The sequence below is a fragment of the Snodgrassella sp. CS2 genome, from assembly GCF_050310315.1.
Taxonomy (GTDB): Bacteria; Pseudomonadota; Gammaproteobacteria; order Burkholderiales; family Neisseriaceae; genus Snodgrassella; species Snodgrassella alvi_E.
This window is the reverse complement of the sequence record NZ_JBNPBA010000002.1, coordinates 271,282-285,906: the sequence shown is the minus strand read 5'-3', so window position 1 is coordinate 285,906 and position 14,625 is coordinate 271,282. Positions and strand designations below refer to the sequence as shown.

The following is a 14,625-nucleotide window of genomic DNA, read 5'->3' as shown; positions in this document are numbered from 1 at the left end:
AGGAAGCTTAATATGAACTTGATTCAACAATTAGAGCAGGAAGAAATCGCTCGTTTGAATAAAGAAATCCCGGCCTTCGCGCCAGGTGATACCGTGGTTGTTTCTGTACGCGTTACCGAAGGTAGCCGTACCCGTCTGCAAGCCTATGAAGGCATTGTGATTGCTCGTCGCAACCGTGGCCTGAACAGCAACTTCATCGTACGTAAAATCTCCAGCGGTGAAGGTGTGGAACGTACATTCCAGTTATACTCTCCAGCCGTTGAAAAAATCGAAGTTAAACGCCGTGGTGATGTACGCCGTGCCAAACTGTATTACCTGCGTGGCTTAACCGGTAAAGCTGCCCGCATTCGTGAAAAACTGCCGGCTCGCAAAGCCTAAGCAGTATACACAACACATTAGCTGCCTGAAGCAGACTAATACTAAGGCCGAATCTATTGATTCGGCCTTTTTCTTAGCTCATTCAGTACCTCTTCATATTTATCATGCCGACCGTGGAAAATACATAAAAATCATATACATCTGCCATCAAAAAACATACTCAGATTTAGCCTATTATTGCCATCCGCCCTACAGCAAAAATAACACTCAGTAAAAATTAAAAATATCAAACCTTATTGCAGACTCAGTCTATTATTCAGTCGGCTAATTTAAACAGCGGCAAAAGTTGAAAAATGTTAAAATTACACGATTTTTGTCTGTTTCATCTTAATCAGCTTTGTACTTTGCCCTAAGGAAGCGCACTAATGAGCCAGTCCCTGAGTTATCGCGATGCCGGTGTTGATATTGATGCTGGCGATTCGCTGGTCGAAAAAATTAAACCTTTTGCCAAACGCACCATGCGTCCTGAAGTATTGGGTGATTTGGGCGGCTTTGGCGCATTGGTGGAAATCAGCAAGAAATACCGTCAGCCAGTACTGGTTTCTGGAACTGATGGCGTCGGTACTAAGCTAAAACTGGCTTTTGAATGGGATCAGCACGACACTGTCGGCATCGATCTTGTTGCAATGAGCGTGAACGATATTTTGGTACAGGGTGCAGAACCTCTGTTTTTTCTGGATTATTTCGCTTGCGGCAAACTGGATGTAGAACGAGCAGCCGCAGTAATTAAAGGTATTGCTTCTGGTTGTGAACAATCTGGCTGTGCCTTGATTGGTGGAGAAACTGCCGAAATGCCGGGTATGTATCCCGATGGTGAGTATGATCTAGCAGGATTTGCGGTAGGAGTGGTGGAAAAAGAACAGGTTATCAATGGACGCAGTATTGCTGCTGGTGATATTGTGCTGGGGCTGGCCTCCAATGGCATCCATTCCAATGGTTACTCGCTGGTACGCAAAATCATTGAACGTGCTCGTCCAGAGCTGGACGCCCCGTTTGCAGACGGCCAAACCCTGAGGCAAGCGATCATTGCACCTACCCGCTTATACGTCAAACCTATTCTTGCAGCGTTGAAACAGTTTACCATCAAAGGTATGGCACACATTACCGGCGGTGGTATAAGCGAAAACGTGCCTCGCATTCTGCCTGAAAACACCGTAGCAGCAATAGATGCCCAGTCGTGGCCACTGCCCAAACTATTTCAATGGTTACAACAGGCCGGACAAGTGGACAGCCAGGAAATGTACCGTACATTCAACTGCGGCATCGGCATGGTATTGGTAGTGAATGCTGCTGATGCTACTGCGGTGCAACAATTTTTACAGCAGCAAGGCGAAACGGTTTACGAGATAGGTGTGATACGTAGTCGTCAAAGCGATGAACATCAGACACAGATAAGCTAAAAGTTTATATCAGACATATTCTTAAAAAATTAAATTATTTTTAATTGAGCTAAAGCTATTTACTACATAAATGTAGTTGATGGCTTTTTATTTTAAGTCTATTAAATAGATTTACTATTATGTTTAGAGTAATAGCATTAATCATATTATTGTTACTATCATCTCTGAGCAATGCCAATAATCTAGGATTTAAAACTTCAACTTTATCAGATATCAATAAAAGAAGAGAAATAAGCATCTTTGTAATCTATCCTACCAATTCTGATTCAAAGCCAATTTTATTTGCTGATAGTTCGGTATTTTCAGGTTTTTATGCAATAGAAAATGCCAAACCTATAAAAATTTCATATCCTTTATTAGTGATATCCCATGGATATGGTGGTAATTGGCGCAACTTAAGCTGGATAGCTTCAAATCTTGCCAAACTAGGATATATTGTTGCTTTAATTGATCATCCAGACATATCTAAATATAGTAAAACCCCGACACAAGCTGCACAATTATGGCAAAGACCAATCGATTTACAACGTACTATTACCTTTTTGCAAGAAAATCCTGATTTTGCCGGAAAAGTAGACAACAATAATATCTCATTACTGGGACATTCTTTAGGTGGTTGGACAGTGATGGTCGCTGGCGGTGCTAATTTTAACGTTGCACAGTTTCTCGAGGACTGTCGTATAACTAAGGCTCAGCACGAATGTGAACTAAGTGAAGCGTTAGGGATAAGATCAGATAAGCAATCAGCGTTCAACCATCTGTATGACCCAAGAGTGAAAAAGATTATTGCACTAGATACAGGATTTGCTCGGGGGCTGACTAAATCAAGTCTGAAGAAATTAACCATCCCTACATTAATTATCGGCGCTGAAATCAATATTGGTGACCTACCCGTTGAAATGGAATCAGGTTATCTGGCTGAAAATTTGCCAGTAACCAAATATATTCTGCTTAAAGATGCCATGCATTTCAGTTTCATACAAGAATGTAAAAAAGATGCTTTCAGTATTTTGCCTGAAAAGAATAAAATTATTTGCAAAGATGGATATGGCGTTAGCAGAAAAAATATTCACACCATTATTCTAAAATATATAAAAGAATTTTTAGATGTTAACTAAAATGGTTTCTTATTTAATAACATATTTTCATCAATCTGATTCAGAAATTTGCTAATTGGTTTAATCTTTTTTGTACATTTCTCTATACTCTAAATAAGTAAAGCCAGATATATCCAATATTGAGGCATGAAATACTTTCTATATTATCTGACATTAATTTTATCGTTCTATCCGATACCCAAACCACATCATACTAAGCAAAATTAATATTAAAGAGTTTAGATAAATGTTTTATATTATTCTTCAAGTTTGAATATCTCAAATTTCTCAAACTGAACCCTCTCAATTCTATTTGGCAAATTAACAATTGGCCGTGCAAATTTGCTGAATCTTTTTAATGGAATATTTAAACAATCATTTATTTATTTTAGATAATTATCATTGATGACAAACACTGCTTTATTTATTCTCTTCTACTTTAAGCATGTTTACTTGTACTTCTCTGCTTGAAAGCGGTCAACATATAAAATCTGTGTCGTATATACTACTAAAAATTAAATATTTATATCGTTTACTATAAGAATATTGTGTATAGATATTATTTATACATATAATAAATTTACATTTTTACTAATAATATAAGGAGAAATAATGAAAAAATGGCTAGCTATACTTTCGATTTCTGCATTTATGATAGGTACGTTCAGTAGTGCAGAAGCGGCAAGAGGTCGCCAACCCTGCTCTGGGAAAAAGGGCGGTATCTCGCATTGTTCAAAAGGCAAATTTGTTTGCAAAGATGGCAGTTTAAGTGCTTCTAAAAAGATTTGCAGATAAAAGTATAAAAGGCATAAATTTGATTATGCCTTTTTTATGCGTACTATCAAAACTGATTAATTTATATTTTAATTTATTTTAAAAGAAAGCATTATCCGCCTGAGCTGAATTTATAATTATAAAAAAATTTTATTTCCTATTAGCATTGCATAAATTAGGACGTAATAGTATACATTACACCTTTAATAGCAATTAGAAATAATTATTCAGCTAAAACGGCTGGAAACAACCGTTCAATCCATTGGCGCAGTACAATCAGCTTACCGTGAAAAAAGTGGCCGGAACCGGGTATGACCACTACCGGTAAATTCTGGGCTTCAGCCCAGTTCATACTGTTCTGCAACGGCACCACTTCGTCTTTCTCACCATGAATCAGCAAGGTTGTGGCCGAATTATAAGCATCTGGTACATCAACTGTATACATCCCGATTGCAGGCCCCATCAGCAGTAAGGCATCTGGGCGGGCAGTCAGAGCACTGAATAAGGCCACATAGCCACCAAAAGAGAAACCTGATAATACCAGTTTAGTCACCTCGGGATGCTGTGTACGTGCAAAATCCACTACGGCTAAACAGTCTGCTACTTCGCCACGGCCATAATCGTGCTCGCCATCGCTATTGCCTACGCCGCGCAGATTGGGCAGATAACAATGAAAACCCAGTGTGGTTAGTGCTTTGGCAGCAGTTTGCACAACTTTGTTGGTATTTAATCCGCCCTGCAACGGATTGGGATGATTAATTACCGCTACACCCCGTGCTGTACCTTGTGCCGGCAAATAAATGGTTTCCAGTCTGCCAACCGGCCCATTAATCCAAATATTGGGTTGTTGCTTCAGCATATACTTTACTCACTACTTTCGGGTTTATCTAATAATAAACGGGTAACGACACGGTCATTGGCCAGTTCTTCATCCAGAATTTCCTGTAAATCAGTTTCATCCACATAGGTATACCACCGCTCTTGTGGATACAATACCATGACTGGCCCTTCATCACAGCGGCCAAGACATCCAGCACTACTGATGCGCAGTTTGCCCACACCCATCAGTCCCATGGCTTTGGCGTGGCCTTTCAGGTAATCTACTGCATCAGCACCAACGTTATCATCGCCACAGCTTTGGCGACAAGGATTGTCGCGCCGGTTGGTGCAGACAAACAAATGTTTGGCATAAAAACTCACATCTTTTCCTTTAATCTACCTGTTCACGCTGGCTATTTGTATAAGTGTGCCAGTGTGGGTTATTCATCATTAAATGTTAGTGGCCGGCTGGGGTTTTCCTGTTGTGCTTTAATCGCTGCCAGCATGGCGGGTAACGCAAGATTAAAACGGTCTGCCCGCTGTTGAGCACGTTTTTTTAATTTGCTCCACTCACGCATGGAAGGTGGCTGCTGAAAAGCAAGTACAGCAATATTGCCATGGGTTTCTGCCGGTACCATTAGCACTCGGTTTTCGAACACTTCACGTAAGCGACGCACGAAAGTATGAAAACGCTTGTCCCCCTGCCACCAGTTGGTGACAAATATACCGTTTTCACTCAGTGCCTGCCGACAATCTGCGAAAAATGGTTCGGCAACCAAACTATCGATAATCTGCTCACCATCGAAGCCATCTACTAGGATAATATCAGTATTGCCGCGCAATACTTTGACGTATTCCGCACCATCATCCTCAATAATCTCAAAATGATCGCCTTCATACGGCAGCTCAAACATGCTGCGAGCAATGCTGATTACTTGTGGATTAATGTCTACTGCTGTCTGTCGAGTTTCAGGCAAATACGCATCTATCCAACGTGCAAACGAACCCCCACCAAGACCAATCTGAGTAATATGCTGTGGCAATTCATCTACAAACAATAGCCACGCCATCATGGCACGGCTATAAGACAATACGAGCTCAGCAGGATAATCCACATTCATTGAACTTTGTATGGTGGGTGTCCCTAAATGCAGAGAGCGTATATTACCTGATTCGGATATACCCACTTCCGGTAATTCATGGCGTGCGGGACGTAAACGGCGATAAGGATGTTGTGGCATGGCGTTTTCCATCATCAGACAACAAATAGGAGGCTTGTTGATACAAGATCAATAATGGTTTGCTGAAACATAAACAGATTAAATAGAATAGAACATTATGCTACCCACTTCATTCTGTGGACGCTGAACTAGCATTAAGCTGACAGCAAAGCTGAATAAATCCATAATCACAGCCTCATTAATCAGACTGGAATGCGCAGTGTTATGGTGAGTCCGTTCTAGCAGGTATTATATAGGGATGGCGGATTTTGTGTTTTATAATATGGTATTTATTTCATGTCGTTGCTTGAGCATTGAATAAGATTTGTTAAAACCCTAATTAATCAATCCTATGCTAGCATATTCAGCGTATCACTTTGGGTTCAAGGTTAAAGTTTTTTCCGTTGCTACTGTAGTGAATCAAGCAAGAAACGCGTGCATTAGCTTATCAGGGTTTTATCACTTTATTATTTTAAACAGAAATGCTAATGAATTTTCTGTTGATTTCACCTGCATTTGCTAAATATCAGAGATAATAAACTTCTTCAAACGCTTTCAGCTATTCTCAATCCAAATTAAAACCATAGAAAAAACCTGCTACATCTAAATTGCAACAGGTTTTTTAATGTTGTTATCGGTTTTAGTACTGGCAAAAGCCCTGTTCATGTATCACAGCCAGAATATCATCACGTTTAAAGCGTTTACGTGATATTTTATCGGCTATCTGCTTAGTAAATGAATCAATGCGCTGGTTACTATCGCGTTGGCCATAATAGGTTTCGACAATGGCATCATATTCTGCGAAATTCTGGAGATTGAATTCATCCTGATATTGATTTTCAAAAGAACGCAGTGGCAGTGGCATCCGCGGTTTGACCTGTGTCCGTTTCTCAGGCACACCAACTTGCAGCCCAACTAGAGGAAAAGTCAGCTTCGGCAGCTTCAACATCTGGATAATGGGACGAATATCGTTTTGAATGCTACCCAAATAGACGCTGCCCAGCCCCATACTTTCAGCAGCAATAACCACGTTCTGAGCCGCAATCAGCGTATCTTCCATGCCCTGAATAAATAGATCAGTACTACTTAAGCCATCGTCAGCTAGGCCAAGCTGAGCTCGAATGCGATGATTACGATACATATCCACTACGAAAACCAGTAAGTCCCCGTTTGCGCCCACATAATCCAGATGGCAAATAGTACGAATCTGTTCACGCAAATGGCTATCGGTAACCCGGATAATGGAGCATTGCTGTAAAAATTCCGATGTAGGCGCAAAGCGTGCTGCCTCCATCAGACGGGTATATTGTTCATCAGTCAGTGTTTGATCTTTGAAACTGCGTACAGTATGCCGTTGTAACAATAATTCTTCTGTGGCAGAAATATTCATTAGTTCCCCTTAGCATGATTGGTAGTTAAGTACAGAATGAAGGACAATCTGTCTGGACTCTGAAAAGAGAAAACCGATACTAAAGTATTACTGGCACACTGTTAATATCAATCCTGTTAAAATATTATTTCCTATTAAGAAACTCAGAACGGTTTTTTACACTCAAAAAGAGAATTTAGTTAACAAAGAGAAGCACTTTCTGCTTTCTACCAACTTTGTAGACATATAAGCTGCAATGAAAAATAGGTTTCAGCCAATGTGACAAAAACTAACCTATACATCCAAACTGGATATTATTGCAAAAGGGCAGCTTTTGGCTGCCCTTTAATTTGTTTATTGTCCAGCAAGTAAATGCAGTGCTTCCTGATATTTAGCCAATGTTTTAGCGATAATCTCTGGCGGTATGTGCGGAGCAGGAGGCTGCTTGTTCCACCCAGATGCGACCAGCCAATCACGAATAAACTGTTTATCAAAAGAAGGCGGATTGGTGCCTACCTGATAATTTTCTACCGACCAGAAACGGCTGGAATCTGGTGTGAGCACTTCATCCATCAAAGTTAAAGTACCATTTTCATCTACACCAAACTCAAATTTAGTATCTGCAATGATAATGCCTTTGCTTCTGGCATAAGCTGCAGCTTCAGTATACAGCTCAATCGCTTTAGTGCTGACCTGCTTAGTGAGCTCTTCGCCCAGTAGTGAAATACATTCTGCCAGAGTGATGTTCTCATCATGGTCTCCAACAGCCGCCTTGCTGGACGGAGTAAAAATCACTTGCGGCAACGCTTCAGCCTCAAGCAGACCAGCAGGTAGTTTAATACCACATACGGCACCTGTTCGCTGGTAATCACGCCAACCGCTACCAGAGAGATAGCCTCTGACAATCGCTTCAATTTTCAATGGTGTTAGTTTTTTTACCACCACTGCCCTTTTGGCCAATTTTTCTGCTTCTTGGTGTGGCAATACATCATTAACCGTCTCACCGGTAAAGTGATTGGGCATGATATGCTTCAGTTTATTAAACCAAAAATTTGAAATCTGAGTAAGAATTTCACCTTTTCCTGTTATAGGTTCAGGTAAAATTACATCAAAAGCAGATAAGCGATCTGTCGCCACCATCAGCATACGCTGCGCGTCAATCTCATATAAATCGCGTACTTTACCCGAATATATTTTTTTCAGTCCCAGCTCAGTCATCTTTCATTCCCATGCAGCAGTTTATTGCTAATATATTAATATCTGTGCAAATGCATATCCTTGTGCTAAGGTAGACATTGTGAAACAGATGTTAGCAGCCAAATTTATTTTAACCGATATTGCCCCCAAGCAGGCACTCTGTATGCAGTAATCGGTCTTTAAAAATTGGCTGCAAATTTTAAACTTTCTGATATTTTTTCATGCCCACTGGAAGGAGAATGACCATGGCTGATTTTGATGCACAGAAAAAAGATCTAATGAGAGAAGTACGTTCAGTACTGGATGAAGTAGAAGATTTATATGAAAAAGCTGGCGACAACGGTTCAGATCAGGCCAAAGCACTGAAAGACCAGTTGCGCAAAAAACTGGGTAATACCAAATCCAAACTAAGTGAGCTGGAAAGCACCATTGCCGACAAAGCCCGTGCCACAGCTGAACGCACAGATGAGCTGGTACGTGAACAGCCGTATTATGCAATGGGTATCGCTGCTGCTGCAGGCTTTATTGCCGGCATTTTGCTCGGACGCTGTCGCGGCTAATCATTACCAGCATAGTCTCCATTCAGGCAATCCGGTAATTTCACCGCTTGCCTGAATATTATTCACTTTTTAACGGATACCATTGCATGAGTATTGGCAATATTGGCCGCGATTTGCGTCAGCTAAAAATCTGGCTTGCTTATGGCAGTGAACTGCTGTGGATTCGTCTGCGCATGCTGCGTCTGGATGCCATTGCCCAACTACAAAGCATCATTGTACTGCTGATACTGGCAGTATTGGTTGGGGCAATGTTTTTTCTCGGCTTTATCAGCCTGTTATTTGGTCTGAATGCAGTATTGGAGCCGGAAACTAAGGTTTGGGTGTTTTTTGGTCTGGCCATATTGTTTTTATTGTTAATCTTATTGCTGACTATCGTTATAGTAAAACTTATACGCAAACAAAGTCAGTTTATGACGCAGACCCTGTCAGCTATTACAGAAGACATCAGCTACCTGAAAGGTGGCAGCCATAGCAGAATTGACGGAGAGCAATAAATGAGTAAATCCGACAAACTGAATCTTGCCCAGCAGCGTGAACTGCTGAATCTTCAGGCACAGAGTGCACGGTTGAAATTAATGGCAGAACAATTGAAAAACGGCCACTCCACTAGCAAATCAAACTTGTGGCAGCGCTCACTGAATATAGTAGACAAAATTCCGGCTGGCAGTCTGGCATTGAAATTGGCCAACAAACCCAGACGCTGGCGAAACAAAATTCTGGTCGGTGCCTTATTAACAACTGCTACCCTTATCGCTAGTAAAATCAGTCAGTCTCTTCGTCAGCAATAAATACACAGATTCTTTACGACTGAATTTTGATGGTATGCTCGCTGCCACCATCCAAAACAAATCCTCTTACGGTGCGTAAGAGGATTTGTTATTGCAAAAGAAAAAATTAAATTCCGCGTAAAAGTTCATTCACACTGGTTTTAGCACGAGTTTTTGCATCTACTTTCTTTACAATCACAGCACAATACAGGCTATGGCTGCCATCTTTTGCCGGCAGACTGCCGGACACCACCACCGAACCAGCAGGTACACGGCCATAGGTAATTTCACCGCTTTCACGGTCGTAGATTTTAGTAGATTGTCCAATGAATACACCCATGGAAATGACACTGCCTTCTTCGACAATCACGCCTTCAACAATCTCACTACGCGCACCGATAAAGCAATTATCTTCAATAATAGTAGGTGCCGCTTGCAATGGCTCAAGCACCCCACCGATACCAACACCACCACTCAAATGAACATGCTTACCAATCTGAGCACAAGAGCCTACCGTAGCCCAAGTGTCTACCATCGTACCTTCATCAACAAACGCACCGATGTTCACAAATGAAGGCATCAGTACCACATTTTTACCGATATGGCTGCCGGCACGCACTACCGCACCCGGTACCGCACGAAAACCTGCCTGCTGAAAGTCAGCCTCACCCCACTGAGCAAATTTGGTTGGCACTTTATCAAAATAGCGACCCACCCCATCATCGGTAACCACATTGTCACTGATACGGAAAGACAGCAACACAGCCTTTTTAGCCCATTCATTTACCTGCCACTGATTCCCCTGCTTCTCAGCCACACGCAGGTGGCCACTATCCAATTGCTGCAAGGTTTCATTTACTGCTTCTTTCACTTCGGCTGATACCGATGCCGGCGTGATTTCAGCACGATTATCAAACGCAGTTTCTATCACTTGTTGTAAAGACATAAAACAATTCCTATCATCAATGATTCAGTTCAGGTAATGGGCAACGGAACAACACCATTGCCGGCCAGCAAACGCGGTTCAGGCGGCTGTGGCAAAGATTGGGGATTATATTGACGCAGACAAGCCAAAAAATCGGCAAACGGAATTTCGCGTCCGCCAAAGCTGGCCAGATAGCTGGTATACACCTGACAATCAATCAAGGGTACACCTTGCTGCTGTAGATAGTGCACTGCATGCACAAAGGCAATTTTGGAAGCATCCGACACATGGGCAAACATGGATTCGCCATAAAAAACACGCCCAATCAAAACACCATACAATCCACCGGCTAGATAAGGCTGCCCGTCGGCATGCTGATACCAGCATTCAAATGAACATGCATGCTGCATCTCATACAACGCACGATAAGCATATTGCATTTCGGGTACCAGCCATGTACCGTTCTGTCCGGGACGCGGTGTCTGAGCACAGTTGCTCAGCACCTGCCGGAAAGCATAATTCATGGTTACAGCATAAGACTTATTGCGCAGATTTTTAGCCAGTGAGCGGCTAATTTTCAGCTCATCCGGAAACAGTACCATTCGCTGCGCGAAGGACCACCACATGATAGGCTCATCCAAGCCATACCACGGAAAAATACCTTGCCGGTATGCAGCCAGTATCCTTGCCGGCTGTAAATCGCCGCCAATCGCTACCAGACCATCACGCTCGCGCTGAGCGTTTTCTAAATCGGGAAAATCCAGATTGCTGCTACTCAGTTGCGGAATAATCGGCCGATAAGCAGTCTGACTCATACTAGACAGTCCTGCCAGAATTATTTACAGATATTTAGTGTCAAATTGCTGACACTCACTGCATACCCCATACATATATAAGGCATGGTCAACAATACGATAGCCATTATCGTCGGCAATTTTCTTTTGTAGCTTTTCAATTTCTTCACTACAAAATTCAGTAACTTTGCCACATTTAATACACACCAGATGATCATGGTGGCCGCCACGGTTTAGTTCATAAACTGCCTTGCCGGTTTCAAAATGATGGCGCAGCAGGATATTGGCCTGTTCAAACTGTGTCAGAACACGATAGATAGTAGCCACACCAATTTCCACACCTTCATCCAGCAGACGACGATATACATCTTCCGCACTTAGGTGTTGTTCGGGCTGCGATTCAAATAGCTCCAGAATCTTCAGTCTGGGGCCTGTCACCTTTAAACCGTTATCTTTCAGTTGAGCTACATTGTTATTCATGATGCTTATTTCACCACTAGCTGATAATACTCGCTATAATACGCACTTTTAAGGCAATTGCCCACTCGGTGTCATACAATGTCGCCACCGCCATTGCTAACTGTTTCGTCCCAGCTCCGAGGTATCAGCATGAAAAAAATCTACTGCCTGCTGGCCGTGGCCATACTGGGCCTAAGTGCCTGCACCACAGCCAAACTTGCACAAATTCCTTCCTACAAACTGAAAATTGTACAAGGTAATGAGCTTGACCAAAACGTAGTGAATTCATTACAACCCGGCATGAGCCGCGAACAGGTACAGATGCTGCTGGGTACACCGTTGCTGCGTGACCCCTTTCATGCCAATCGCTGGGATTACGTGTTTGTAGTTACCCGTGCCAGCCAAGTGGAAGAAGAAAAGAAACTCACCCTTTATTTTGATGCCAATGGCAACTTGATTCATGCTGAAGGAGACGCGCTGACCGCACAACCACAGCCAGTGCCCACAACACTCTTCACCCCATCGGAGTAAATGTATGTCTACATCCCGCCTGAGAATTGCCGTAGCCGGCGCCAACGGCCGTATGGGTCGAGCCCTTATTCAGAGTATCAGCCAGCGTCACGATTGCGTATTAAGTGGAGCACTGGAACACAATGGCTCACCAGCCATCGGGCTGGATGCCGGATTTGCCATTGGGCTGGAACTGGGTGTCAGCATTTGTCACGACCCTGAAAAAGTGCTGGACAATACCGATGTACTGATAGATTTCAGCAAACCCGAATCCACGCTTAGTAATCTCGCCATCTGCGAACGGCTTGGCGTAAAGGATGTTATCGGCACTACCGGATTCGACGAAGCCGGCAAACAGCGCATCAGTGACGCAGCGCAAACAATTGGCATTGTCTTTGCGCCCAATTTCAGCGTTGGCGTCAACCTTACCTTTGCTTTATTAAATACAGCCGCTCGAGTTTTAAACGAGGGCTATGATATCGAAATCATTGAAGCGCATCATCGTCATAAAGTAGATGCACCGTCCGGGACAGCACTGCGTATGGGCGAGGTCATAGCCGATGCACTGGGTCGAGACCTAAAAACTTGTGCTATCTATGGCCGCGAAGGCCATACCGGTCCACGTGACCCGCAGACCATTGGTTTTTCCACCATCCGTGCCGGCGACATTGTTGGCGACCACACTGCCTTATTTGCTACAGATGGTGAACGCGTAGAAATTAGCCACAAAGCTTCCAGCCGTGCTACTTTTGCCAACGGAGCTGTCCGAGCTGCCGTCTGGCTGCGCCAGCATGAGCAGGGACTTTTTGATATGCAAGATGTGCTGGGACTGAAATAATCTAGCTGATGAATATGTAATCTCGGGGTTAGCTTTAATCAGGCTAACTCCGTTTGTTTATCTTCTGCCATTCTATTAAGTCAAATAAAACGCTTTATTTCACCCTAGCCTCACAAACAGATTTTTTATTAATAATCAAAAAAAAACCATTGTCAGCGACAATGGTAAAATGGATTTTTTATATATTCAGGCAGCCATAGCCATACATTTGTCGGCACAATTTGTGCAGGCTTCAGCGCAGCGCTGGCAATGATCCATTTTAAAACGGCCACATTCCTGCGCACAGGCGCGGCAAACCTCAGCACATAACTGACACACCTGCACGACGAATGGACTGTTCATGCACATAAAATTTACCGCCAGAGAACACATAGCCGCACACTGCATATCTAAATGAATACATTTCGCCATCATTTTGACATCATCTTCTTGCAAGCAAGCGGTGGAACAATACTGACACAGAGCAATACAACGGTTACATGCTTCTACGCATTCTTTAAACTGACGGGCATCCATAATTATTATCCTTTTTTAACAATAGATTGATTTAACAGGGAAAATCAAAATCAGTCTATAAAATCATCGCGCATATTGCAATGCGGTTCGATGTAAATATAATCATGAATTAGCTAGAATAAATTAAGTTTTAACAGCAATTAATCAATCTCTGCCAAATTTTTCCCCCGCTTCCGGTTAGCTTAAATAAATAAAAAATAAAATTATTATCTATCTATTAGTCAAGCAAACAATGATGATGAGCAATTTTTACTAGTTACCATTTCCCTAGCTTTTCATGGCAGACCCAAACGCCATGAGCATCGAATCCAGAGCGTACTTACCAAAAAAATTATTATCATACTGAAAATTTAACGCATTAGAATTTATATTTTTTACACTGCTCATCTGGTTTCGCAATTACGTTGCATTTTTAAGTTTGGTGCAGATCATGTATCTAGTTTAAATGAATATGTAATTTAAATACGTTTTCTTATAACAAAACCATTTGCAATTAATATTTACTATTGCTTAAAAAATCTGATGGAAACAAGCATTCACATAATTGAGAATGGCTGCCAATCTTCAACTATGCAACCTGAAAATGATATCTATCATTATCTTTAAAAAATATCTATATTAATCAGCATTATATTGAAAAACAGATGCATAACCCTATATTTATATCCTGTAATTTATAGGAGTTTATTATGGCAAGTGGCTGGGCTTCAGATGATGCAGTCAATCAGCAAATTGAAAGTACCATCGCAGACGCTATCAATCATGTTCGGCAGCAAATAGATCAGGCGGCAGAAAGTGCAGAATTTTGTGAAGAATGCGGTGAAGCTATTCCGCTAGCTCGCCGTCAGGTTCTAAAAGGTGTGCGTTTTTGTGTGGAATGTCAGGCAGAACGAGATAAGGAAATGCAAAAAACGTTCAGTTTGTATAACCGACGTGGCAGTAAAGACAGTCAGTTGCGCTGAGTGGCAATGAAGTAGCGTACTGCAAAAGCGTACTGCAAAA

At 42.2% G+C, this 14,625-nt stretch carries 19 protein-coding genes; 10 read left to right on the top strand and 9 right to left on the bottom strand.

The window, feature by feature from the left end; translation table 11 throughout:
* The first annotated feature begins 12 nt into the window (after positions 1-12).
* From rplS to ACQP6D_RS05040, 4 genes are all read left to right on the top strand, one after another.
* The gene (gene rplS, locus ACQP6D_RS05055) at positions 13-378 is read left to right on the top strand and encodes a 50S ribosomal protein L19 (RefSeq protein ID WP_025331156.1); all 366 of its coding nucleotides are present in this window, start codon (positions 13-15) and stop codon (positions 376-378) included.
* A 365-nt stretch (positions 379-743) separates the two neighbouring features.
* Positions 744-1,778 (top strand): phosphoribosylformylglycinamidine cyclo-ligase, encoded by a 1,035-nt coding sequence (purM, locus tag ACQP6D_RS05050; RefSeq protein ID WP_427857598.1) that lies wholly within the window; start codon positions 744-746, stop codon positions 1,776-1,778.
* A 119-nt stretch (positions 1,779-1,897) separates the two neighbouring features.
* Positions 1,898-2,896, top strand: coding sequence for an alpha/beta hydrolase family protein (locus ACQP6D_RS05045; protein ID WP_427857597.1), 999 nt, complete (start codon positions 1,898-1,900; stop codon positions 2,894-2,896).
* A gap of 591 nt (positions 2,897-3,487) precedes the next feature.
* The gene (locus ACQP6D_RS05040) at positions 3,488-3,670 is read left to right on the top strand and encodes a hypothetical protein (RefSeq protein WP_100151689.1); all 183 of its coding nucleotides are present in this window, start codon (positions 3,488-3,490) and stop codon (positions 3,668-3,670) included.
* A 202-nt stretch (positions 3,671-3,872) separates the two neighbouring features.
* Here the strand turns inward: ACQP6D_RS05040 and ACQP6D_RS05035 are convergent, their stop codons facing one another.
* From ACQP6D_RS05035 to ACQP6D_RS05015, 5 genes are all read right to left on the bottom strand, one after another.
* A complete protein-coding gene (locus tag ACQP6D_RS05035) occupies positions 3,873-4,508 on the bottom strand; it encodes an alpha/beta hydrolase (protein WP_267390553.1) in 636 nt (211 codons plus the stop codon).
* Positions 4,509-4,513: 5 nt separating this feature from the next.
* On the bottom strand, positions 4,514-4,849 hold the full coding sequence (locus ACQP6D_RS05030; protein ID WP_427857596.1) for a (2Fe-2S) ferredoxin domain-containing protein: 336 nt from the start codon (positions 4,847-4,849) through the stop codon (positions 4,514-4,516).
* A 59-nt stretch (positions 4,850-4,908) separates the two neighbouring features.
* Entirely contained in the window at positions 4,909-5,709 is an 801-nt protein-coding gene (locus ACQP6D_RS05025; RefSeq protein WP_267390555.1) for a polyamine aminopropyltransferase, read from the bottom strand.
* A gap of 619 nt (positions 5,710-6,328) precedes the next feature.
* Positions 6,329-7,078: an NADPH-dependent oxidoreductase gene (locus ACQP6D_RS05020; protein ID WP_100140321.1), complete on the bottom strand. Its 750-nt coding sequence runs from the start codon at positions 7,076-7,078 to the stop codon at positions 6,329-6,331.
* Positions 7,079-7,411: 333 nt separating this feature from the next.
* A complete protein-coding gene (locus tag ACQP6D_RS05015; RefSeq protein ID WP_427857595.1) occupies positions 7,412-8,275 on the bottom strand; it encodes a phosphoribosylaminoimidazolesuccinocarboxamide synthase in 864 nt (287 codons plus the stop codon).
* A gap of 224 nt (positions 8,276-8,499) precedes the next feature.
* Here ACQP6D_RS05015 and ACQP6D_RS05010 point away from each other — a divergent pair, with 224 nt between their 5' ends.
* The 3 genes from ACQP6D_RS05010 to ACQP6D_RS05000 all read left to right on the top strand — a co-directional run bounded on the left by ACQP6D_RS05010 (position 8,500) and on the right by ACQP6D_RS05000 (position 9,602).
* Entirely contained in the window at positions 8,500-8,814 is a 315-nt protein-coding gene (locus tag ACQP6D_RS05010) for a DUF883 family protein (protein WP_100140529.1), read from the top strand.
* A gap of 86 nt (positions 8,815-8,900) precedes the next feature.
* A complete protein-coding gene (locus ACQP6D_RS05005; RefSeq protein WP_100151695.1) occupies positions 8,901-9,308 on the top strand; it encodes a phage holin family protein in 408 nt (135 codons plus the stop codon).
* Positions 9,309-9,602, top strand: coding sequence for a hypothetical protein (locus ACQP6D_RS05000; RefSeq protein ID WP_100140324.1), 294 nt, complete (start codon positions 9,309-9,311; stop codon positions 9,600-9,602). It abuts the gene before it with no gap.
* Between the two features lie 106 nt (positions 9,603-9,708).
* On the opposite strand, the gene dapD is transcribed toward ACQP6D_RS05000, so the two are convergent.
* The 3 genes from dapD to fur are packed head-to-tail and all read right to left on the bottom strand — an operon-like array spanning position 9,709 to position 11,780.
* A complete protein-coding gene (gene dapD / locus ACQP6D_RS04995; RefSeq protein WP_267390556.1) occupies positions 9,709-10,527 on the bottom strand; it encodes a 2,3,4,5-tetrahydropyridine-2,6-dicarboxylate N-succinyltransferase in 819 nt (272 codons plus the stop codon).
* A 29-nt stretch (positions 10,528-10,556) separates the two neighbouring features.
* Positions 10,557-11,321, bottom strand: coding sequence for a leucyl/phenylalanyl-tRNA--protein transferase (gene aat, locus ACQP6D_RS04990; RefSeq protein WP_427857594.1), 765 nt, complete (start codon positions 11,319-11,321; stop codon positions 10,557-10,559).
* 24 nt (positions 11,322-11,345) lie between these two features.
* Entirely contained in the window at positions 11,346-11,780 is a 435-nt protein-coding gene (gene fur / locus ACQP6D_RS04985) for a ferric iron uptake transcriptional regulator (RefSeq protein ID WP_100140327.1), read from the bottom strand.
* A 129-nt stretch (positions 11,781-11,909) separates the two neighbouring features.
* On the opposite strand from fur, the gene ACQP6D_RS04980 reads away from it, so the two are divergent.
* Positions 11,910-12,290 carry an outer membrane protein assembly factor BamE gene (locus tag ACQP6D_RS04980; RefSeq protein WP_267404304.1) on the top strand — a complete coding sequence of 127 codons (381 nt, stop codon included), beginning with the start codon at positions 11,910-11,912 and terminating at the stop codon, positions 12,288-12,290.
* A gap of 4 nt (positions 12,291-12,294) precedes the next feature.
* A complete protein-coding gene (gene dapB / locus ACQP6D_RS04975; RefSeq protein ID WP_267390558.1) occupies positions 12,295-13,107 on the top strand; it encodes a 4-hydroxy-tetrahydrodipicolinate reductase in 813 nt (270 codons plus the stop codon).
* 186 nt (positions 13,108-13,293) lie between these two features.
* Here the strand turns inward: dapB and ACQP6D_RS04970 are convergent, their stop codons facing one another.
* Positions 13,294-13,623, bottom strand: a complete 330-nt coding sequence (locus tag ACQP6D_RS04970; RefSeq protein WP_267390559.1) for a four-helix bundle copper-binding protein — start codon at positions 13,621-13,623, stop codon at positions 13,294-13,296.
* Between the two features lie 689 nt (positions 13,624-14,312).
* Here ACQP6D_RS04970 and ACQP6D_RS04965 point away from each other — a divergent pair.
* Positions 14,313-14,585, top strand: a complete 273-nt coding sequence (locus ACQP6D_RS04965; protein WP_267408444.1) for a DksA/TraR family C4-type zinc finger protein — start codon at positions 14,313-14,315, stop codon at positions 14,583-14,585.
* The last annotated feature ends 40 nt before the right edge of the window (positions 14,586-14,625 follow it).

Coding starts and splice junctions, on each gene's coding strand:
- rplS (WP_025331156.1), top strand. CDS start 13: ATGAACTTGATTCAACAATTAGAGCAGGAAGAAATCGCTCGTTTGAAT.
- purM (WP_427857598.1), top strand. CDS start 744: ATGAGCCAGTCCCTGAGTTATCGCGATGCCGGTGTTGATATTGATGCT.
- ACQP6D_RS05045 (WP_427857597.1), top strand. CDS start 1,898: ATGTTTAGAGTAATAGCATTAATCATATTATTGTTACTATCATCTCTG.
- ACQP6D_RS05040 (WP_100151689.1), top strand. CDS start 3,488: ATGAAAAAATGGCTAGCTATACTTTCGATTTCTGCATTTATGATAGGT.
- ACQP6D_RS05035 (WP_267390553.1), bottom strand. CDS start 4,508: ATGCTGAAGCAACAACCCAATATTTGGATTAATGGGCCGGTTGGCAGA.
- ACQP6D_RS05025 (WP_267390555.1), bottom strand. CDS start 5,709: ATGCCACAACATCCTTATCGCCGTTTACGTCCCGCACGCCATGAATTA.
- ACQP6D_RS05020 (WP_100140321.1), bottom strand. CDS start 7,078: ATGAATATTTCTGCCACAGAAGAATTATTGTTACAACGGCATACTGTA.
- ACQP6D_RS05015 (WP_427857595.1), bottom strand. CDS start 8,275: ATGACTGAGCTGGGACTGAAAAAAATATATTCGGGTAAAGTACGCGAT.
- ACQP6D_RS05010 (WP_100140529.1), top strand. CDS start 8,500: ATGGCTGATTTTGATGCACAGAAAAAAGATCTAATGAGAGAAGTACGT.
- ACQP6D_RS05005 (WP_100151695.1), top strand. CDS start 8,901: ATGAGTATTGGCAATATTGGCCGCGATTTGCGTCAGCTAAAAATCTGG.
- ACQP6D_RS05000 (WP_100140324.1), top strand. CDS start 9,309: ATGAGTAAATCCGACAAACTGAATCTTGCCCAGCAGCGTGAACTGCTG.
- dapD (WP_267390556.1), bottom strand. CDS start 10,527: ATGTCTTTACAACAAGTGATAGAAACTGCGTTTGATAATCGTGCTGAA.
- aat (WP_427857594.1), bottom strand. CDS start 11,321: ATGAGTCAGACTGCTTATCGGCCGATTATTCCGCAACTGAGTAGCAGC.
- fur (WP_100140327.1), bottom strand. CDS start 11,780: ATGAATAACAATGTAGCTCAACTGAAAGATAACGGTTTAAAGGTGACA.
- ACQP6D_RS04980 (WP_267404304.1), top strand. CDS start 11,910: ATGAAAAAAATCTACTGCCTGCTGGCCGTGGCCATACTGGGCCTAAGT.
- dapB (WP_267390558.1), top strand. CDS start 12,295: ATGTCTACATCCCGCCTGAGAATTGCCGTAGCCGGCGCCAACGGCCGT.
- ACQP6D_RS04970 (WP_267390559.1), bottom strand. CDS start 13,623: ATGGATGCCCGTCAGTTTAAAGAATGCGTAGAAGCATGTAACCGTTGT.
- ACQP6D_RS04965 (WP_267408444.1), top strand. CDS start 14,313: ATGGCAAGTGGCTGGGCTTCAGATGATGCAGTCAATCAGCAAATTGAA.